Raw genomic sequence first — 16976 nt, forward strand, 5'->3', positions numbered from 1 at the left:
CGGCACGAACGCCGCACGACGAAGCGCCCGGCACCACCGTGAGGTGGAACCGGGCGCTTCGCGCTGATGGAGGCGCGGCTAGAGCCACTTCGCAGCGAGGTGGTCCGCCTCGACACGACGGATGGTGCCGGAACGCGACCGCAGCACGAGGCTCTCGGTGCGGATGATCGGACCCTTGCGCTGCACGCCGTCGACGAGTTCACCGTGGGTGACGCCCGTCGCGACGAAGTACGTGTTGTCGCCGCGGACGAGGTCGTTCGCGCCGAGGACACGGTCGAGGTCGTGACCGGCCGCGAGCGCACGCTCGCGTTCGGCGTCGTCCTTCGGCATGAGCTTGCCCTGGATGAGACCACCGAGCGCCTTAACGGCACACGCGGTGATGATGCCCTCGGGCGTGCCGCCGATGCCGACGCACATGTCGATCCGTGAGTCGTAGCGCGCGGCGTTGATGCCACCCGCGACGTCGCCGTCGAGCAACAGCCGCGTCCCGGCACCGGCCGCGCGGATCTCCTCGATGAGCTGCGCGTGGCGCGGTCGGTCGAGGACGGCGACGCGGATGTCCTCGGGCTGCTTGCCCTTGGCCTTCGCGAGCTCGCGGATGTTGTCGCCGATGGACTGGCTGATGTCGACGACACCGATGCCGTCGGCGCCGGTGACGATCTTGTCCATGTAGAACACCGCGGACGGGTCGAACATGCTGCCGCGGTCGGACACGGCGATGACGGAGAGGGCGTTCTGCCGGCCGGCGGCGGTGAGGCTCGTGCCGTCGATCGGGTCGACCGCGATGTCGCAGGACGGGCCGCGGCCGTTGCCGACGTGCTCGCCGTTGAAGAGCATGGGCGCTTCGTCCTTCTCGCCCTCGCCGATGACGACCACGCCGTCGAAGTTGACGGTGCCGAGGAAGGCGCGCATGGCGTCGACCGCCGCACCGTCGGCGGCGTTCTTGTCGCCTCGCCCGATGAACGGCGCCGCCCGGATCGCGGCGGCCTCCGTCGCTCTCACGAGCTCCATGGCGAGGTTGCGGTCGGGCTGCAGATAGTGGGAGCCGGTTTCAGGCTGGGTCACTGGATCCTCCATGGATCGCTCGCCTCGTGGGACACGACGCTTCGGTGGATGAGGGTTTCAGCCTATCGAACCGGGCCGGGAAGGCCGGTGGATGCGTCTCGATCGAGGCGCTTCCGTGACCTCGTCAGCGGGCTCCCGGGACCGACGACGACGGACTCGACCGTGACACCGTCGTCAGCGCCGGCCCGGACTCCGGCGAGTTCGGCTCCGGCGGCGAGCGCGGTCGACGTGACGGCGCTGAGCAGCAGCCAGGCGTCGTCGCGGCAGAGTTCGTCGAGCGGGACCTCGCGTTCGAGATCGGTCCCTGCCTCGATGAGCCGCGCCCGTTCCTCCGGCGACTGCGGTGCGAAGCGCGCCGTCATCCAGCCATCGAGGGCCCGGACCGCGGCAGCCGTGAGGATGCCCTCCGGGGCCCCGCCCACGCCGAGGAGCAGATCGAGGTCGCCGTCGGCGGCCGCGGCCCGCAGTGACAGGGCGACGTCGCCATCCGTGAAGCTCACGAGCTCGGCACCGGCGGCGGTCACGGCCTGAGCGGTCGCCGCGTTCCGAGGACGGTCCTGGACCGCGACGCGCAGCTGCTCGACCGGCCGCCCCAGCCGCGCGGCGAGCCGGTCGAGGGTCACCGCGATCGGGTCGCCGAGCGACAGCTCGCGTCCCCCACCGGCCGCGACGAGCTTCTCGAGGTAGTACGCCGGGCCGATGTCGAACATCGCACCGCGCGGGGCGATGGCGATCACGGCGACGGAGTCCGGCTTCCCGGCGGCCGCGAGCTTGGTGCCGTCCACGGGGTCGACGGCGAGGTCGATCGCCGGCCCCGCACCCGTGCCGAAGCGTTCGCCCACGAAGAGCATGGGCGCCTGGTCCTTCTCGCCCTCCCCCACGACGACGCGCCCGTCGACCGGGAGCGATTCGAGCGCCCGGCGGAGCGCGTCGACGGCGACCCCGTCGATCCGCATGCCGTCGCCGCCACCCACGAGACCGGCGACGGCGGCAGCGGCGGCCCGCGTGGCGTCGAGGAAGCCGTCGAGGAGGTCGGTGTCCGGAGTGCGCTCGATCATGTCCCCATCGTGCCGTATGCCTCGGAGCCCGAGTCACTAGACTTCAAGGCGAATCGTCCCCACGCAAGGAGAAGACATGCCCGTCGCCACCCCGGAACAGTACGCAGCGATGCTCGACAAGGCGAAGTCGAACGGGTTCGCGTACCCGGCGTTCAACGTCTCGAGCAGCCAGACCATCAACTCCGTCCTCCAGGGCCTCACCGAGGCCGGTTCCGACGGCATCATCCAGGTCACCACGGGCGGCGCCGACTACTTCGCCGGCCACACCGTGAAGAACCGCGCCGCCGGCGCGATCGCCTTCGCGAAGTTCGCCACCGAGGTCGCCAAGAACTACCCCGTCACCGTCGCGCTCCACACCGACCACTGCCCGAAGGACGCGCTCGACGGCTTCGTCATGCCGCTCATCGCCGCCTCCGAAGAAGAAGTCAAGGCCGGTCGCAACCCGATCTTCCAGTCCCACATGTGGGACGGCTCGGCGGTCCCGCTCACGGAGAACCTCGAGATCGCGACCGAGATGCTGAAGCGCACCAAGGCCATCAACGCCATCCTCGAGGTCGAGATCGGCGTCGTCGGCGGCGAAGAGGACGGCGTCAGCCACGACATCAACGAGCACCTGTACACCACCCTCGACGACGCCATCGCGACCGTCGAGGCGCTCGGCCTCGGCGAGCAGGGTCGCTACATGGCCGCCCTCACCTTCGGCAACGTGCACGGCGTCTACAAGCCCGGTAACGTCAAGCTCCAGCCCGAGCTGCTGAAGACCATCCAGGACGGCCTCACCGCCAAGTACGGCCACGGCCCCAAGCCGCTCGACCTCGTGTTCCACGGCGGGTCGGGTTCCACCGACGCCGAGATCGCCGAGGCCGTCGCGAACGGTGTCGTCAAGATGAACATCGACACCGACACGCAGTACGCGTTCACCCGCTCGATCGCCGGCTACATGCTCTCGAACTACGAGGGCGTGCTGAAGCTCGACGGCGAAGTCGGCAACAAGAAGCTCTACGACCCCCGTGCCTGGGGCAAGGTCGCCGAGTCGGCGATGGCCGCTCGCGTCGTGGAGTCGACGAAGCAGCTCGGCTCGTACGGCACCAGCACCTCCTAGTCACCTGCACGAACAGAACGGGCCCGGCATCGCTGCCGGGCCCGTTCTTCGTGTGTGGATGACTACGGCTGCTGCGAGCGGACGTACTCGAAGACGGCGGGGTCGGCCCCGAGTGCCACCGAGAGGCAGAGAATGAAGACCACGTTCGCCACGACGCCGGCGACGATCGGGATCCAGAAGGTGATGCGGCCGGCGCGGAGCGAGCGGCGGGACAGGATGACGGCACCCATCCAGAGCGCGATCTGAATACCGAGCGCCAGGATGCCCATGGCACTCGCGAGGCCGTCGGAAGAGTACCCCGACACTCCCATCTGCACGAGGAACGGCCGAATCTGCCCGGGAAGGTCCAGCATGCCCGGCATCGTGTAGATCAGGCCGACGAGGCCGAGTCCGAGCAGGATCGACGTCGCGATGCGGTCTCCGGCGACGGGACGTCTAGCGGCCACGGTCGCAGCGCCCGGCTGCATCACCCCAGGCTCATGCGCCTGCTCGCGCGTCTGCTCGCGGAGGGTCGGCTCCTGCTGCTGCCGTGGCTGCCGTCCGACGGGGACGACCGGCGCGATGCCGAGCTCCTCCGCCCGCTGCTCGTCGATGGGCTCGGCGATCCGGGCACGCTGCTCCTCGGGGGACGCGTACTCACCGAACTGCGGACGGGGGCGGGATTCGCTCATGGTCGACGCCCTCCCAGGGCGCGCGGATCGGTCGTGCCGGCAAGGTCTTTGCGCAGCTCCTTCGGCAGGGAGAACATGAGGTCCTCCTCGGCCGTCTTGACTTCCTGCACCGCGCCGTAGCCGGCACCGGAGAGCTCTTCGAGGACCTCGTCGACGAGGACCTCCGGCACGGAGGCGCCGCTCGTGACACCGACCGTGACGACGCCGTCGAGCCAGGCCTGCTGGATCTCGTTCGCGTAGTCGACGCGGTAGGCGGCCTTCGCGCCGTACTCGAGCGCGACCTCCACGAGACGCACCGAGTTCGAGGAGTTCGCCGACCCGACCACGATCACGAGGTCAGCGTCCTGGGCAACTTTCTTGATGGCCACCTGACGGTTCTGGGTCGCGTAGCAGATGTCGTCGCTCGGCGGATCCTGGAGCTTCGGGAACCGCTCGCGCAGGCGGCGGACCGTCTCCATGGTCTCGTCCACCGACAGCGTGGTCTGCGAGAGCCACACGACCTTGTCGGGGTCGGCGACGACGAGGTCGTCGACGGCTTCCGGGCTCGTCACGAGCGTGACGTGGTCGGGCGCCTCACCGGCCGTGCCCTCGACCTCCTCGTGCCCCTCGTGTCCGATGAGCAGGATCTCGTAGTCGTCGCGGGCGAAGCGCACGGCCTCGCGGTGGACCTTCGTGACGAGCGGGCAGGTGGCGTCGATCGCGAGCAGCCCGCGGTCGGCGGCGGCATCGACCACGGCGGGCGAGACGCCATGCGCACTGAAGACGATGTGCGCGCCGGACGGCACCTCGTCGACCTCTTCCACGAACACGGCGCCCTGGGCCTCGAGCTGATCGACGACGTGCACGTTGTGGACGATCTGCTTCCGGACGTACACCGGCGCGCCGTAGTGCTCGAGCGCCTTCTCGACGGCGACGACCGCGCGGTCCACGCCGGCGCAGTAACCGCGCGGGGCTGCCAGCAGGACGCGCTTCTCCCCGGCGACGGGAAGGTCTGCGAGGCGTCCGGCGATACGTCGGAGCCTCGGCATGCCGAGGCCGATGGCTGGGGCGTCGCGGAGATCGGTCACGTGTGGATTCTACGCGGCAGCGCTCGGGAGTCGGCCGTGAACGGCCGGGTGGTCCGCGACCGGCGCGCCGTCGGTGCTCGCGGCTAGGCTTGAGGGATGAGCGATGCACCGGCCACCATGGAAGCCCCCTGGCCGGTCGCGCTCCTCGGCACGAAGCTCCGCGACTACATCGACCGCCTCGGCACGGTCTGGGTCGAGGGCGAGATCACGCAGTGGGGCGCCTCGGGCGGCAACGTCTACGGCAAGCTCAAAGACCTCGAGATCGATGCGACGGTCGGGTTCACCATCTGGTCGTCCGTCCGCGCGAAGATCCCCGCCGACCTCAAACAGGGCGACCACGTGGTCGCGTTGGTCAAGCCGAACTACTGGCTCAAGGGCGGCACGCTCACCATGCAGGTCATGGCGATGAAGCACGTCGGCATCGGCGACCTCCTCGAGCGACTCGAGCGACTCCGTCGGCAGCTCGCCGAGGAGGGGCTCTTCGACGCGTCGCGCAAGCGGCCGCTCCCGTTCCTCCCGCAGTGCATCGGGCTGGTCACCGGCAAGGACTCCGACGCCGAGAAGGACGTCCTGCGCAACGCGGAACTGCGCTGGCCCTCGGTCCGGTTCCGCGTCGTCCACGCCGCCGTCCAGGGCGACCGCACCCCCGGCGACGTCGTGAGCGCTCTGCAGACGCTCGACGCCGACCCCGAGGTCGACGTCATCATCGTCGCGCGCGGCGGTGGCGACTTCCAGAACCTCCTCGGGTTCAGCGACGAACGCGTGGTCCGTGCCGCGGCCGCCTGCACCACACCCCTCGTGAGCGCCATCGGCCACGAGGCGGACCGCCCGTTGCTCGACGACGTCGCCGACCTCCGTGCCTCCACACCGACCGATGCCGCCAAGCGGGTCGTCCCCGACGTCGCGGAGGAGTTCGCTCGGGTGCAGCAGGCCCGCGTCCGGTTGTCCTCCCGGGTGACCTCGTTGCTCGGTCACGAGATCGACCGACTCGCGACGCTCCGCACCCGTCCCGCGCTCGCCGACCCGTCCTGGATCGTCGACTCACGGGCGGACGAGCTGACCCGAACGGTCGCCAGGGGTGCCGAGCTCATCGACCGCGCCGTCGAGCGCTCCCAGCGCGAGGTGACGGAACTCCGCGCACACCTCCGCGCCCTGTCGCCGCAGCGCACGCTCGACCGCGGCTACGCCATCGTCCAACGAGCGGACCCGGAGGCCGGCGTCCCGCGTGGCGTGGTCATCCGTGCGGAGGGCGACGCCCCCGCCGGGACGGAGCTCCTGGTCACCCTCGCCTCCGGCGCGATCGGCGCCTCCAGTACCGGCCCGGCCACGGCTGCCGCTCGGACCGACGACGAATAGGATAGAAGCATGCCAACCCCCTCCGATGTCCAGGAGCTCAGCTATGAGCAGGCACGCGACGAGCTCGTGCGTGTCGTGTCCGAGCTGGAGCAGGGCTCGGCGTCGCTCGAGGACTCCCTCCGGCTCTGGGAGCGCGGCGAACAGCTCGCCCAGCGCTGCGAGGAGTGGCTGATCGGCGCGAAGGCACGGCTGGACGCGGCGCGCGCCGCCCAGCTCGGATCCGGCACTCCGGACGCACCGCGGTGAAGGGCACGAAGCCGCCGCGCGTCGTTGCCGAGCTCGGCCGCCCCGAGACGCCGCAGGAGACCGCCGACCGCAAGGCGGAGAACTCCCGCCTGTACCGCTCCCGCAAGACCGTCAACAACCTCGTCCTGTCGCTCCTGGCCACGGTCGGCCTCGTGGTAGTGATCGTGCTCGCCGTGCCCCGAGGCGAGGCCCCGGAACGCCCGACCGTCGACTACGCGCAACTCGCCGGCCAGGCGCAGCCCGACCTCCCCGTCCCACTCCTCACCCCCGAGCTCGGCGACGACTGGGGCAGCAACTACGCCGACGTCCGCACCGCAGCCTCACCGGTCGCCGGCACGCCCGACATCCGCTCCTGGAACGTCGGACTCATCTCCCCCGACGACGAGTTCGTCGGCCTCGTGCAAGGCGTGGACGCCAACGACACCTGGCTCCTCGCCGAGCTCGACGAAGCACGCCCCACCGGAACCGTCACGATCGACGGCGTCGAGTGGGTCGAATACGCGAACGGCAGCGGCTCCGACGACGGTAACGTCGCGTACGCCCTGTCGACCGTCGCCGGTCGGAGCACGGTCGCCGTGTTCGGCACGGCGAAGCCCGAGTACGTCCTCGATGTCGCACGCTCCGTGCGCACCGGGGTCACCGCCAACCTCGACGCCCCGCCGGGCGCCCCTGCAGAAACGGACTCAGAATGACCCAGAAGCGCCCCGGTGCCGTCTGGCGCGAGATGCAGCGCGGGAACGCGCGGTTCGTCGCTGGTCAGCCCGCCCACCCCCGCCAGGACGTCGAACGCCGCGCCACCCTCGCGCACTCCCAGGCCCCGGAGGCGGTCATCTTCGGCTGCTCCGACTCCCGCCTCGCGGCCGAGATCATCTTCGACAAAGGGCTCGGCGACCTCTTCGTCGTCCGCAACGCCGGCCAGATCGTCTCCGACTCGGTGCTCGGCACCCTGGAGTACGCCGTCGGCGTCCTGCAGGTCCCACTCATCCTCGTGCTCGCGCACGACGAGTGCGGCGCCGTCCGCGCGGCGATCGACTCGCAGATCGAGGACGCCACCCCGCTCCCCCCGTACATCGACCAGCTGATCCAGCAGATCGTCCCCGCCGTGAGCGCGGTCGCCGGCCCCGCACCGATCGACGCGGCCTCCGTCGACACCTCCGAGGTAGGACGACGCCACCTCCGCCGCACCGTCATGGAGGTCGTCTCGCGCTCCGAGCTCATCAGCGACGCCGTGGCGGCCGGGACGGTCGCCATCATCGGCGCGAACTACAAGCTCCTCGAGGGCACCGCCGTCGCCGACATCGTGATCGGCGACGTCACCGTCCCCGAATGACCTCCACCCCGCTCACCGACCGGTCGAGCGCAGCACCACCGCAATCGCACGAAGGAGAACGAACAGCGTGGTAGACACCTCAGCAACCGAGTACCGCATCGAACACGACACCATGGGTGAGGTGCGGGTCCCCGCGAACGCGCTCTACGGCGCGCAGACGCAGCGGGCGGTCGAGAACTTCCCGATCTCGGGCAGCGGGCTCGAGTCGGCGCAGATCGCCTCACTGGCCCGGATCAAGAAGTCCGCGGCACTCGCCAACGCCAAGCTCGGCGTCCTCGACCAGGGTGTCGCCGACGCGATCGCCGCAGCGGCCGACGAGGTCATCACCGGCGCGCACGACGCGCAGTTCCCGGTCGACACCTACCAGACCGGCAGCGGCACCTCGTCGAACATGAACATGAACGAGGTTCTGGCGACGCTCGCGAGCGCGCGCCTCGGCAGCCCGGTGCACCCCAACGACCACGTCAACGCCTCGCAGTCCTCGAACGACGTCTTCCCGACCTCCGTGCACATCGCCGTCACGAGCGCTCTCATCGACGACCTCATCCCGGCCCTCGACCACCTGGCCGTCTCGCTGGAGCGCAAGGCCGAGCTGTGGAAGACCGCGGTGAAGCCGGGCCGGACGCACCTCATGGACGCCACGCCGGTCACCCTCGGCCAGGAGTTCGGTGGCTACGCGCGCCAGATGCGTCTCGGCATCGAGCGTGTGCGCACGGCGCTCCCCCGCGTCGCGGAGGTCCCGCTCGGCGGAACCGCGACGGGCACCGGCATCAACACGCCGAAGGGCTTCCCCCAGCTCGTCATCGAGCTGCTCGCGCAGGAGACCGAGCTGCCCATCACCGAGGCGCAGGACCACTTCGAGGCCCAGGGCGCACGCGACGGACTCGTCGACGCCTCGGGAGCCCTTCGGGTCATCGCGGTCAGCCTCACGAAGATCTGCAACGACCTCCGCTGGATGGGCTCCGGCCCGAACACCGGTCTCGGCGAGCTGCACATCCCCGACCTCCAGCCGGGATCCTCGATCATGCCCGGCAAGGTGAACCCCGTGATCCCGGAGGCCGTCCTGATGGTCGGCGCACGGGTCGTCGGCAACGACGCGACCATCGCCTGGGCCGGCGCCTCTGGCTCCTTCGAGCTCAACGTCGCGATCCCGGTCATGGGCACGGCGCTCCTCGAGAGCATCCGTCTCCTGTCGAACGCGACCCGGGTCCTCGCCGACAAGACCGTCGACGGCCTCGAGGCCAACCTCGACCGCGCTGCGGCACTCGCCGGCTCCTCGCCGTCGATCGTCACCCCGCTGAACAAGATCATCGGCTACGAGTCGGCGGCGAAGATCGCCAAGCACTCCGTCGCCAAGGGCCTCACCGTCCGCGAGGCCGTCGTCGACCTCGGCTTCGTCGAACGCGGCGAGATCACGGAGGAGCAGCTCGACACGGCGCTCGACGTCCTCTCGATGACGCACCCCGGCTGAGTCGACCCGCTCGTCGAAACACCGAACGGCCCCGGAACCCTCGCGGTTCCGGGGCCGTCTCCGTCCGTGTGGTCACGCCGTGGCGGCGACCGCGCTCCAGCAGCCGAGGAGCAGGAACGGGCCGAACGGGATGCGGGTGCGCCAGCCAGCGGAGCCACCATGTGAGCGTGCGAGAAGCACGACGACCACACCCGCGAGGCCGGCCGAAAAGACCGACACCACCGCGAAGAGCAGCACCGCGGACGTCCCGAAGCAGCCGACCGCGAGGCCGAGCAGCGCGCCGAGCTTCACGTCCCCCATGCCCAGCCCGCCGAAGAGGGCGCATGCGTACAGGACGGCGCCGACCGCGGACCCCATCAGGAGCGGTTCGAGCGGGGCCACCTGACGCACTGCGGCATCGATGGCCGTGAGCGGCACCGCGATGGTGAGCGCCGGCAGCACGAGACGGTTCGGGAGCCGCCGCTCCGCGACGTCGATGCGCACGAGCGGCGGCGTGATGCAGGCGAGCCAGACGAGCACGATGACGACCGGACGCGGGTCGGGGTCGAGTCGGCCCAGAGTGACCGCCACGAGCAGCAGCGTCGAGCCGGCCATCGCCGCGGTGGCGACACGCGGGCGGAGCCGCCTGCCGGTGGAGGTCGGTCGCGAGGGCATCCCGTCAGGATAGGAGGATCATCGTGCCGGCCTCCGGCGTTCTCCACAGGCGGCCGGAGGCGGCGGAGCGAGCCTTGTCGGCCCGCTCCGCCGACGGCCGCTAGGCCAGCTCGTTCCCTTCGAGCATCTCGGTCACGAGTGCCGCGATGGCCGAGCGCTCCGAGCGCGTCAGCGTGACGTGCGCGAACAGCGGGTGCCCCTTGAGCGTCTCGATCACCGAGGCGACGCCGTCGTGGCGGCCGACGCGCAGGTTGTCGCGCTGGGCGACGTCGTGCGTGAGGACGACCCGCGAGTTCTGCCCGATCCGGCTGAGGACCGTGAGGAGCACGTTGCGTTCGAGCGACTGCGCCTCATCGACGATCACGAAGGCGTCGTGGAGCGAACGGCCTCGAATGTGCGTCAGCGGCAGCACCTCGAGGATGCCCCGCTCCACCACCTCGTCGAGCACGTTCTGCGAGACGACCGCGCCGAGCGTGTCGAAGATCGCCTGTCCCCAGGGGTTCATCTTCTCGCCCTGGTCGCCGGGCAGGTACCCGAGCTCCTGGCCGCCGACCGCGTACAGCGGCCGGAACACCATGATCTTCTTGTGCGCCTGTCGCTCGAGGACGGCCTCCAGACCCGCGCAGAGGGCGAGCGCGGACTTCCCCGTCCCGGCTCGACCTCCCAGCGAGAGGATCCCGATCTCGGGGTCGAGCAGGAGGTCGATCGCGAGCCGCTGCTCGGCCGAGCGTCCGTGCAGACCGAAGACGTCGCGGTCGCCGCGGACGAGCTTGTAGCTGCGCTTGCCCGTGACCCGCCCGAGTGCGGATCCCCGGTCGGAGTGGATCACGAGGCCGGTGTTGATCGGCAAGTCCTCGATGATCGGCGTCGTCCCCTCCTCGCGCTCCCACAGCGTGCTCATGTCCTCGGAGCCGAGGGTGATCTCGGACATGCCCGTCCAGCCGGAGTCGACCGCGAGTTCCGCCCGGTACTCCTCCGCCTGCAGACCGATGGACGCCGCCTTGACGCGCAGCGGCAGGTCCTTGGACACCACCGTGACCGTCAGGCCGTCGTTCGCCAGGTTCAGCGCGACCGCGAGGATGCGCGAGTCGTTGTCGCCGAGCTGGAGACCGGACGGCAGCGAGGCCATGCTCGAGTGGTTGAGTTCGACCCGCAGGGATCCGCCGTCACCGACCGGGATCGGGAAGTCGAGGCGTTCGTGCTCGATGCGGAGCTCGTCGAGGATGCGGAGTGCCTGACGTGCGAAGTAGCCGATCTCGGGGTCGTTGCGCTTGCCCTCGAGCTCGCTGATGACGACGACCGGGATGACGACGGCGTGCTCGGCGAACCGGAAGAGCGCCTTGGGGTCCGACAGCAGCACGGAGGTGTCGAGCACGTAGGTGATCTCGGCCTGCGCCTGATCTCCCCCGCTCACCGTGTGGTCGGCAGGTCGTCGGCTCGGTCTCGTCGACGCATCCCGCGTCTCGATGTCGGCTGACGTGTTCTGGATTTCTCGCGAGGCCACAACCACTCCCACCCCGAGCATCTGATGCTCGGATCACTGTGCGAAACGGCCGCCTGCAGGGTTTCGAGCCGAACTTGTGTGGCCGTCTCGACCGGGCTCCATGCCCGATGAGATGAACGTACGTCCGGCCACCGACATCGGTGCGACGACACGCCCCGTGTCCTGTTACGGGGAGGTGAACAGATGGGGGCCGTCTCCTGGACCGCCGGTGGTCGGACGGCGGCTCAGTAGCTCGCGGCCGTCGCGAACGAGAGCAGCGCACCGCGCAGTCGGTCCAGCGTCTGCCGACTGGTGCCGGCGTGCACGCTGAGCCGCACGGCCCCGGCGCGGATCGTCGCGGTGACGCCGTGGTTCTCGAGCGAGGTCCACAGCGTGTCGAGGACGGACTCCTCCGGCTCCAGGACGACGATGCCCGCGCGATCGTGTTCGTCTCGCGAGGAGACCACCGCGACACCGAACTCGTCCGCGAGCTCGATCACCTCGGCCGTGAGCTCGGCGATCGCCGCGTGCACCGTCGCGGTCCCGACGGCGACCGTGTCCTCCAAGGACGCCGCGAACCGCGCCGCCGCGAGCGGGTCGGGCCTGGTGATCGAGTATGCGCGCACGGATCGGCTCGGTGCCGGGGTAGCGCTGAACGGCCAGGCCTCGTCGGTGCCGGTCACGCCCGAGAAGACCGGCTCGAGCCGCTCGACGGCGCGGTCGCTCAGGGCGAGGAATCCGGTGCCCCAGCCTGCGCGCATCCACTTCTGCCCGCCCGAGGCGACCACGTCGGCGACGGCGTAGGGGGCGTCGACCACGCCGAAGCCCTGGATGGCGTCGACGATCAGGAGGCGGTCGCCGATCACCTCGCGGACGGCTTCGAGGTCGCAGACGTATCCGGTGCGGTAGTCGACGAGGCTCACGGCCACGGCGGTGACGGTGTCGTCGAGCTGTTCGTGCACGCTCTCGGCCGTCACGTGTCCGCGTCGCGTCTCGAGCCATCTCGGCGTGAGCACGTGCCGGTGCTCGGCGGCCCGCTCCGCGGCGAGCGGCAGCGTGGGGTATTCCAGGCGGGAGAGCAGGACCGTGCCGCTCAGACCGAACATCGCGTGCATGAGGCCCTGCGAGGTGTTGGGCTGGGCGACGACCTGATCGGCGCGGAACCCGGTGAGCGTCCCGACGGCGGTCCGCATCCGTTCGTCTTGCCCGTCGACCGCGCCGAGCGTTCCGGGCGTCGCACTCGCGAGCACGTCGTTCCAGCGGGCGGCCTCGAGGACGACGGACGCGGCCAACGGACCGACACTGCCGTAGTTGAGATAGCCGTCGACCTCACCGAATCCTGCTTGGAAGGTCTCCAACCGGGACGCCGTCTCCGGCTCGTCCGGCTCCGAGGCGGGCGTGGACCGGCTCATCCGCCGAACCGCCGCTGCCGCCTGGAGAAGTCGCGGAGGGCGCGGAGGAAGTCGACCTCGCGGAGGTCGGGCCCGAGCGCCTCGACGAAGTAGAACTCGCTATGGGCGCTCTGCCAGAGCATGAAGTCACTCATCCGCTGTTCGCCGCTGGTGCGGATGACGAGGTCGGGGTCGGGCTGGCCTCCCGTGTAGAGGTGCTCACCGATGAGGTCGGGGGTGAGCAGCGCCGCGAGGTCTTCCAGGCTCCGACCCTCGAGGTGGTGCTTGGCGACGATCGCGCGCATCGCGTCCACGATCTCGGTGCGACCGCCGTAGCCGACCGCGAGGTTGATGTGCATGCCGGCACGGTCGGCCGTGCGCTCCTCAGCACTCGTCAACGCCGTGCGCAGCGACTCCGGGAGACCGTCGCTCGAACCGACGTGCTTCACGCGCCAGTCACGGTAGTGCGACAGCCCCTCGGCGAGGTCGGCGATGATGTCGACGAGGTCGTCCAGCTCGTCCGGCGCGCGGTTCACCAGGTTGTCGCTCGACAGCAGGTACAGGGTGACGACGCCGATGCCGAGATCGTCGCACCAGGTCAGGAACTCACGCATCTTCGCCGCACCGGCCCGGTGGCCGTGCGCCGCGGTGTCGTACCCGAGCTGCTTGGCCCACCGCCGGTTGCCGTCGATGATCATCGCGACATGGTGCGGCAGCGTCTGCGGAGTGAGCGCCTTCCGGAGGCGCCGTGCGTAGACGCCGTACAGGAAGCCGTCCACCGGTGCGGAATGCCTCGTCATCACCCTGCAACGCTAGTGCAGTTTCCTGCATCGCTCCCAGTACGGGTTCCGTGCCACCCCGTATCCTGGACCCATGACGAGTGGAGATCCCGAGCTGCCGAAGCTGCCGTTGCTCGAGGTCGCCGCCGACGATGCCGCCGCACCGGAGGAGGTCAAACCGACCTGGCGCGGATGGCTGCACGCCGGGATCTTCCCCATCTCGATCGTCGCCGGCATCGTCCTCGTCGTGCTCGCACAGGGTGCGGCCGCGAAGTGGAGTTCGACGGTGTTCGTGCTCACCTCGATGCTGCTCTTCGGGAACTCGGCGCTCTACCACCGGTTCTCCTGGCGACCCTCGGTCAAGCTCCTCCTCAAGCGGATCGACCACGCCAACATCTTCCTGTTGATCGCCGGCACCTACACGCCGCTCGCCGTGCTCGCGCTACCACCGGCGCAGGGCAACCTCCTGCTCGTGCTCGTCTGGGGCGGCGCGCTCCTCGGCATCGGTTTCCGCGTGTTCTGGATCAACGCCCCGCGGTGGCTGTACGTCCCGCTCTACCTGGCACTCGGGTGGGGTGCGGTCGCGTACCTCGGCGACATCGCCCGCGGCAACCTCACCACGATGGTGCTCGTCGCCGCCGGTGGCCTGTTCTACACGGTCGGCGCGGTCATGTACGCGATGAAGCGCCCGAACCCCTGGCCGGGGCGGTTCGGGTTCCACGAGCTCTTCCACCTGTGCACGGTGCTCGCGTTCCTCTCCCACTGGACCGGGATCCTGCTGATCGCGATCGACCCGGTCTACAACCGCTGACGACCCGCCTCCCGGCGAGCGGCGAGGCGTCGCGGTGGTGGTGTCAGCGGGCCGACCGGTCCGACGGCGGGCGAGGGTCGTCCTCGACGCCTGCGGGGGCCGCGTCACCGGTGTCGCTCCCAGCGCGGTCCGCGGCTGCCCGCTCGGCGACCTCGGCCTGGAGCCGCTCGTCGATCTCCGCGCGATAGTTCACACGGCGCACGCGACGCACCATGTCGATGACGAGGAAGACGACGATGCCGGCGATGGCGAAGGTGATCACGAAGCCCCACGGTCCCGGCGTCACCTGGTTCTCGTCGAACGCCGGCGAGGGCGACGGCGACGGCGTGACCGCCAACAGGACCTCGGTGAACAGGTGGTGCATCATGCGGTTCCTTCGCTGGTGTCGATGCCGTCGAACAGCTCCGACTCTGGAGTGGTCGACGCGACGTGCGACGTGACCAGTTGGTAGTCCTCGAACGGCCATGCGGCACGGAGGACGTCGTTGGGCCAGAAGAAGAACGGTGAGTCCGGCGGCACCTGGCTGCCGTGCGCCCGGAGCGCGGCGTCGCGAGCCTCGAAGAAGTCGCCGACGGGCACGTGCGTCGTCGCGAGATCGGGCCGGCCGGCCATCCACTCCCGCATCTCGGCCAGCCGCTCGACCGCCGGGTCGTCGGGGTGGTGCTCCAACAGGTAGGCGTACACGGCCTCGAGCCGGGCGGGGCTGAACGAGCGGTCGTAGTACAGCTTGTCGACGCGCCAGGGCTCGCCCGCTTCGGGATAGCGCGCGGGATCGGCCGCCGCTTCGAACGCGGCGACGCTCACCTCATGGCACCGGATGTGGTCGGGGTGCGGGTAGCCCCCGTTCTCGTCGTAGGTGATGATGACCTGCGGTCGGAAGGAGCGGACGATGCGCACGAGCACACCGGTCGAGACCTCGAGGGGGATGTCGGCGAAGCTCGCGTGTGGGACCGTACCGTCGTCACGGGCCATCCCGCTGTCCTGGTAGCCGAGCCACCGGTGCTCGATGTCGAGGATGTCCTGCGCCGCAGCCATCTCGAGGCGACGGTACCCGGGGAGGTCGCGCTCGATCATCGCGACGTCGGCGAGCCCGGGGTTCTGGAGATCGCCGCGTTCACCACCGGTGCAGCTGACGACCATGACCTCGGCGCCGAGGCTCCGGTAGTGCGCGAGGGTCGCCGCGCCCTTGCTCGACTCGTCGTCGGGGTGCGCGTGCACGGCGAGCAGTCTCATGGTCATGGTGCTCCGCCTTCCGGCTGGTCTGCGCGAGGGGACCGCTTCGCGACTCGTGACGTGACGACGCGGTCGGGACTCCGCATCCAGGAAGAGGCAATACGCTTGAGGTGTCGACCTCGAGGCGTCTCGCACTCCTGGTCCAGCTTAACCGTTCGAACCGGAGCCCGTGACGTGACCTCTCCCCTGCAGGATGCCGGCCCTCAGGACGCCATCGCGGCGCGTTACGGACGCACCCCTGGCAACCGTGCCCGTGACCGCCGCCTGATCTGGCTGGCCGCCGCAGCGTTCGCCGTCGTCTTCATCGCGTGGGTCGTGTGGGCCGGTCTCGACGGCAGTCGGCCGAGCATCGAGTCGCGCAACACGGCGCACGAGATCGTCGACGACACGATGGTCAGCGTGTCCTTCGAGGTCACCGGTCCGCAGGACACCCCCATGGCCTGCTCGGTCCAGGCACTCAACGAGCAGTTCGCGGTCGTCGGATGGAAGGTCGTCGAGCTGCCGCCGTCTGAGCAGCGCACCCGCACCTTCACGGAGAGCGTCCGCACCACGGAGCTCAGCAACACCGGCGTCGTCGACACCTGCTGGGTGGTCGAGCACCGCTCCTGACCAGCGAGGGCGTCGGCGCGCGAGCCACACTCCCGCGCCGATCGTGCGATACTCGAAGACAGTACTTCATACGCCCCGGCATTCCGCCGGGGCGTCTGGCATATGACGGGCGTTTCGGCCGTCATGTGCGGACCCACCATGCAAAGGAGTTCCATCGTGTCCGAGCAGATCCAGGAGACGTTCCTCACCCAGCAGGCCTTCGACCGACTGCAGGCGGAACTCGAACACCTCAGCACGACGGGCCGCGAAGAGATCGCCAAGCGCATCGAAGCGGCTCGCGAAGAGGGCGACCTCAAGGAGAACGGCGGCTACCACGCCGCGAAGGACGAGCAGGGCAAGCAGGAGGCCCGCATCCGGACGCTCACGCAGATGTTGCGCGACGCCAAGGTGAGCGAGGCACCGCAGTCCACCGGTGTCGTGGAGTCCGGCACCGTCATCACGGCGGTCGTCGCGGGCGGCGAGGAGCGGTTCCTGCTCGGCAGCCGCGAGATCGCGGGCAACACCGACCTCGACGTCTACAGCGAAGGCAGCCCGCTCGGTGCCGCCATCCTCGGTCTGAAGATCGGCGACAAGACCACCTACGAGGCGCCGAACGGCAAGGAGATCACGGTGTCGATCAGCGCGGTGGAGACCTACACCGGTTCCTGATC

At 69.9% G+C, this 16976-nt stretch carries 19 protein-coding genes; 9 read left to right on the top strand and 10 right to left on the bottom strand.

Features of this window, described 5'->3' with window-relative positions; all coding sequences use genetic code 11:
- Nucleotides 1-78: 78 nt before the first annotated feature.
- Together glpX and QRN44_RS12855 are read right to left on the bottom strand one after the other, a co-directional pair.
- Nucleotides 79-1077: a class II fructose-bisphosphatase gene (gene glpX / locus QRN44_RS12850; protein WP_064296437.1), complete on the bottom strand. Its 999-nt coding sequence runs from the start codon at nucleotides 1075-1077 to the stop codon at nucleotides 79-81.
- A 50-nt stretch (nucleotides 1078-1127) separates the two neighbouring features.
- Nucleotides 1128-2123, bottom strand: a complete 996-nt coding sequence (locus QRN44_RS12855) for a fructose-bisphosphatase class II (RefSeq protein ID WP_285039311.1) — start codon at nucleotides 2121-2123, stop codon at nucleotides 1128-1130.
- Nucleotides 2124-2199: 76 nt separating this feature from the next.
- Here QRN44_RS12855 and fbaA point away from each other — a divergent pair, with 76 nt between their 5' ends.
- Nucleotides 2200-3225, top strand: coding sequence for a class II fructose-bisphosphate aldolase (gene fbaA, locus QRN44_RS12860; RefSeq protein WP_064296439.1), 1026 nt, complete (start codon nucleotides 2200-2202; stop codon nucleotides 3223-3225).
- A 62-nt stretch (nucleotides 3226-3287) separates the two neighbouring features.
- Here the strand turns inward: fbaA and QRN44_RS12865 are convergent, their stop codons facing one another.
- Together QRN44_RS12865 and QRN44_RS12870 are read right to left on the bottom strand one after the other, a co-directional pair.
- The gene (locus QRN44_RS12865; RefSeq protein WP_285039312.1) at nucleotides 3288-3896 is read right to left on the bottom strand and encodes a DUF6264 family protein; all 609 of its coding nucleotides are present in this window, start codon (nucleotides 3894-3896) and stop codon (nucleotides 3288-3290) included.
- Nucleotides 3893-4924: a 4-hydroxy-3-methylbut-2-enyl diphosphate reductase gene (locus tag QRN44_RS12870; RefSeq protein WP_064296574.1), complete on the bottom strand. Its 1032-nt coding sequence runs from the start codon at nucleotides 4922-4924 to the stop codon at nucleotides 3893-3895. Before QRN44_RS12870 ends, QRN44_RS12865 begins: the two co-directional genes overlap by 4 nt.
- Before the next feature lie 135 nt (nucleotides 4925-5059).
- Here QRN44_RS12870 and xseA point away from each other — a divergent pair, with 135 nt between their 5' ends.
- The 5 genes from xseA to QRN44_RS12895 all read left to right on the top strand — a co-directional run bounded on the left by xseA (nucleotide 5060) and on the right by QRN44_RS12895 (nucleotide 9366).
- The gene (gene xseA / locus QRN44_RS12875; protein ID WP_285039313.1) at nucleotides 5060-6319 is read left to right on the top strand and encodes an exodeoxyribonuclease VII large subunit; all 1260 of its coding nucleotides are present in this window, start codon (nucleotides 5060-5062) and stop codon (nucleotides 6317-6319) included.
- Nucleotides 6320-6328: 9 nt separating this feature from the next.
- Complete coding sequence (locus QRN44_RS12880) at nucleotides 6329-6565, top strand: exodeoxyribonuclease VII small subunit (RefSeq protein ID WP_079002054.1); 237 nt, start codon at nucleotides 6329-6331, stop codon at nucleotides 6563-6565.
- A complete protein-coding gene (locus QRN44_RS12885; RefSeq protein WP_158596546.1) occupies nucleotides 6562-7257 on the top strand; it encodes a DUF4245 domain-containing protein in 696 nt (231 codons plus the stop codon). Before QRN44_RS12880 ends, QRN44_RS12885 begins: the two co-directional genes overlap by 4 nt.
- Entirely contained in the window at nucleotides 7254-7895 is a 642-nt protein-coding gene (locus QRN44_RS12890; protein WP_064296442.1) for a carbonic anhydrase, read from the top strand. The genes QRN44_RS12885 and QRN44_RS12890 overlap by 4 nt, the downstream gene beginning before the upstream one ends.
- A 67-nt stretch (nucleotides 7896-7962) precedes the next feature.
- A complete protein-coding gene (locus QRN44_RS12895; protein ID WP_079002052.1) occupies nucleotides 7963-9366 on the top strand; it encodes a class II fumarate hydratase in 1404 nt (467 codons plus the stop codon).
- A gap of 72 nt (nucleotides 9367-9438) precedes the next feature.
- Here QRN44_RS12895 and QRN44_RS12900 read toward each other — a convergent pair whose 3' ends face one another.
- From QRN44_RS12900 to QRN44_RS12915, 4 genes are all read right to left on the bottom strand, one after another.
- Nucleotides 9439-10020 carry a prepilin peptidase gene (locus tag QRN44_RS12900; protein WP_121289946.1) on the bottom strand — a complete coding sequence of 194 codons (582 nt, stop codon included), beginning with the start codon at nucleotides 10018-10020 and terminating at the stop codon, nucleotides 9439-9441.
- A gap of 100 nt (nucleotides 10021-10120) precedes the next feature.
- Nucleotides 10121-11545, bottom strand: coding sequence for an RNA 5'-3' helicase PhoH2 (gene phoH2 / locus QRN44_RS12905; protein ID WP_079002048.1), 1425 nt, complete (start codon nucleotides 11543-11545; stop codon nucleotides 10121-10123).
- A 203-nt stretch (nucleotides 11546-11748) separates the two neighbouring features.
- Nucleotides 11749-12915: an aminotransferase class V-fold PLP-dependent enzyme gene (locus QRN44_RS12910; protein ID WP_175116143.1), complete on the bottom strand. Its 1167-nt coding sequence runs from the start codon at nucleotides 12913-12915 to the stop codon at nucleotides 11749-11751.
- The gene (locus tag QRN44_RS12915; protein WP_064296447.1) at nucleotides 12912-13694 is read right to left on the bottom strand and encodes an isoprenyl transferase; all 783 of its coding nucleotides are present in this window, start codon (nucleotides 13692-13694) and stop codon (nucleotides 12912-12914) included. The genes QRN44_RS12910 and QRN44_RS12915 overlap by 4 nt, the downstream gene beginning before the upstream one ends.
- Nucleotides 13695-13767: 73 nt before the next feature.
- Here QRN44_RS12915 and trhA point away from each other — a divergent pair, with 73 nt between their 5' ends.
- Complete coding sequence (trhA, locus tag QRN44_RS12920) at nucleotides 13768-14484, top strand: PAQR family membrane homeostasis protein TrhA (protein WP_121289943.1); 717 nt, start codon at nucleotides 13768-13770, stop codon at nucleotides 14482-14484.
- 43 nt (nucleotides 14485-14527) lie between these two features.
- On the opposite strand, the gene QRN44_RS12925 is transcribed toward trhA, so the two are convergent.
- Together QRN44_RS12925 and mca are read right to left on the bottom strand one after the other, a co-directional pair.
- A complete protein-coding gene (locus QRN44_RS12925; RefSeq protein ID WP_079002042.1) occupies nucleotides 14528-14851 on the bottom strand; it encodes a hypothetical protein in 324 nt (107 codons plus the stop codon).
- On the bottom strand, nucleotides 14848-15723 hold the full coding sequence (mca, locus tag QRN44_RS12930; protein ID WP_285039314.1) for a mycothiol conjugate amidase Mca: 876 nt from the start codon (nucleotides 15721-15723) through the stop codon (nucleotides 14848-14850). The genes QRN44_RS12925 and mca overlap by 4 nt, the downstream gene beginning before the upstream one ends.
- Nucleotides 15724-15891: 168 nt before the next feature.
- On the opposite strand from mca, the gene QRN44_RS12935 reads away from it, so the two are divergent.
- Nucleotides 15892-16326 (top strand): DUF4307 domain-containing protein, encoded by a 435-nt coding sequence (locus QRN44_RS12935; protein WP_158596544.1) that lies wholly within the window; start codon nucleotides 15892-15894, stop codon nucleotides 16324-16326.
- 156 nt (nucleotides 16327-16482) lie between these two features.
- Nucleotides 16483-16974: a transcription elongation factor GreA gene (gene greA, locus QRN44_RS12940; RefSeq protein ID WP_240555708.1), complete on the top strand. Its 492-nt coding sequence runs from the start codon at nucleotides 16483-16485 to the stop codon at nucleotides 16972-16974.
- The last annotated feature ends 2 nt before the right edge of the window (nucleotides 16975-16976 follow it).

Source organism: Plantibacter sp. lyk4-40-MEA-4 (assembly GCF_030209415.1).
Lineage (GTDB): Bacteria > Actinomycetota > Actinomycetes > Actinomycetales > Microbacteriaceae > Plantibacter > Plantibacter flavus_A.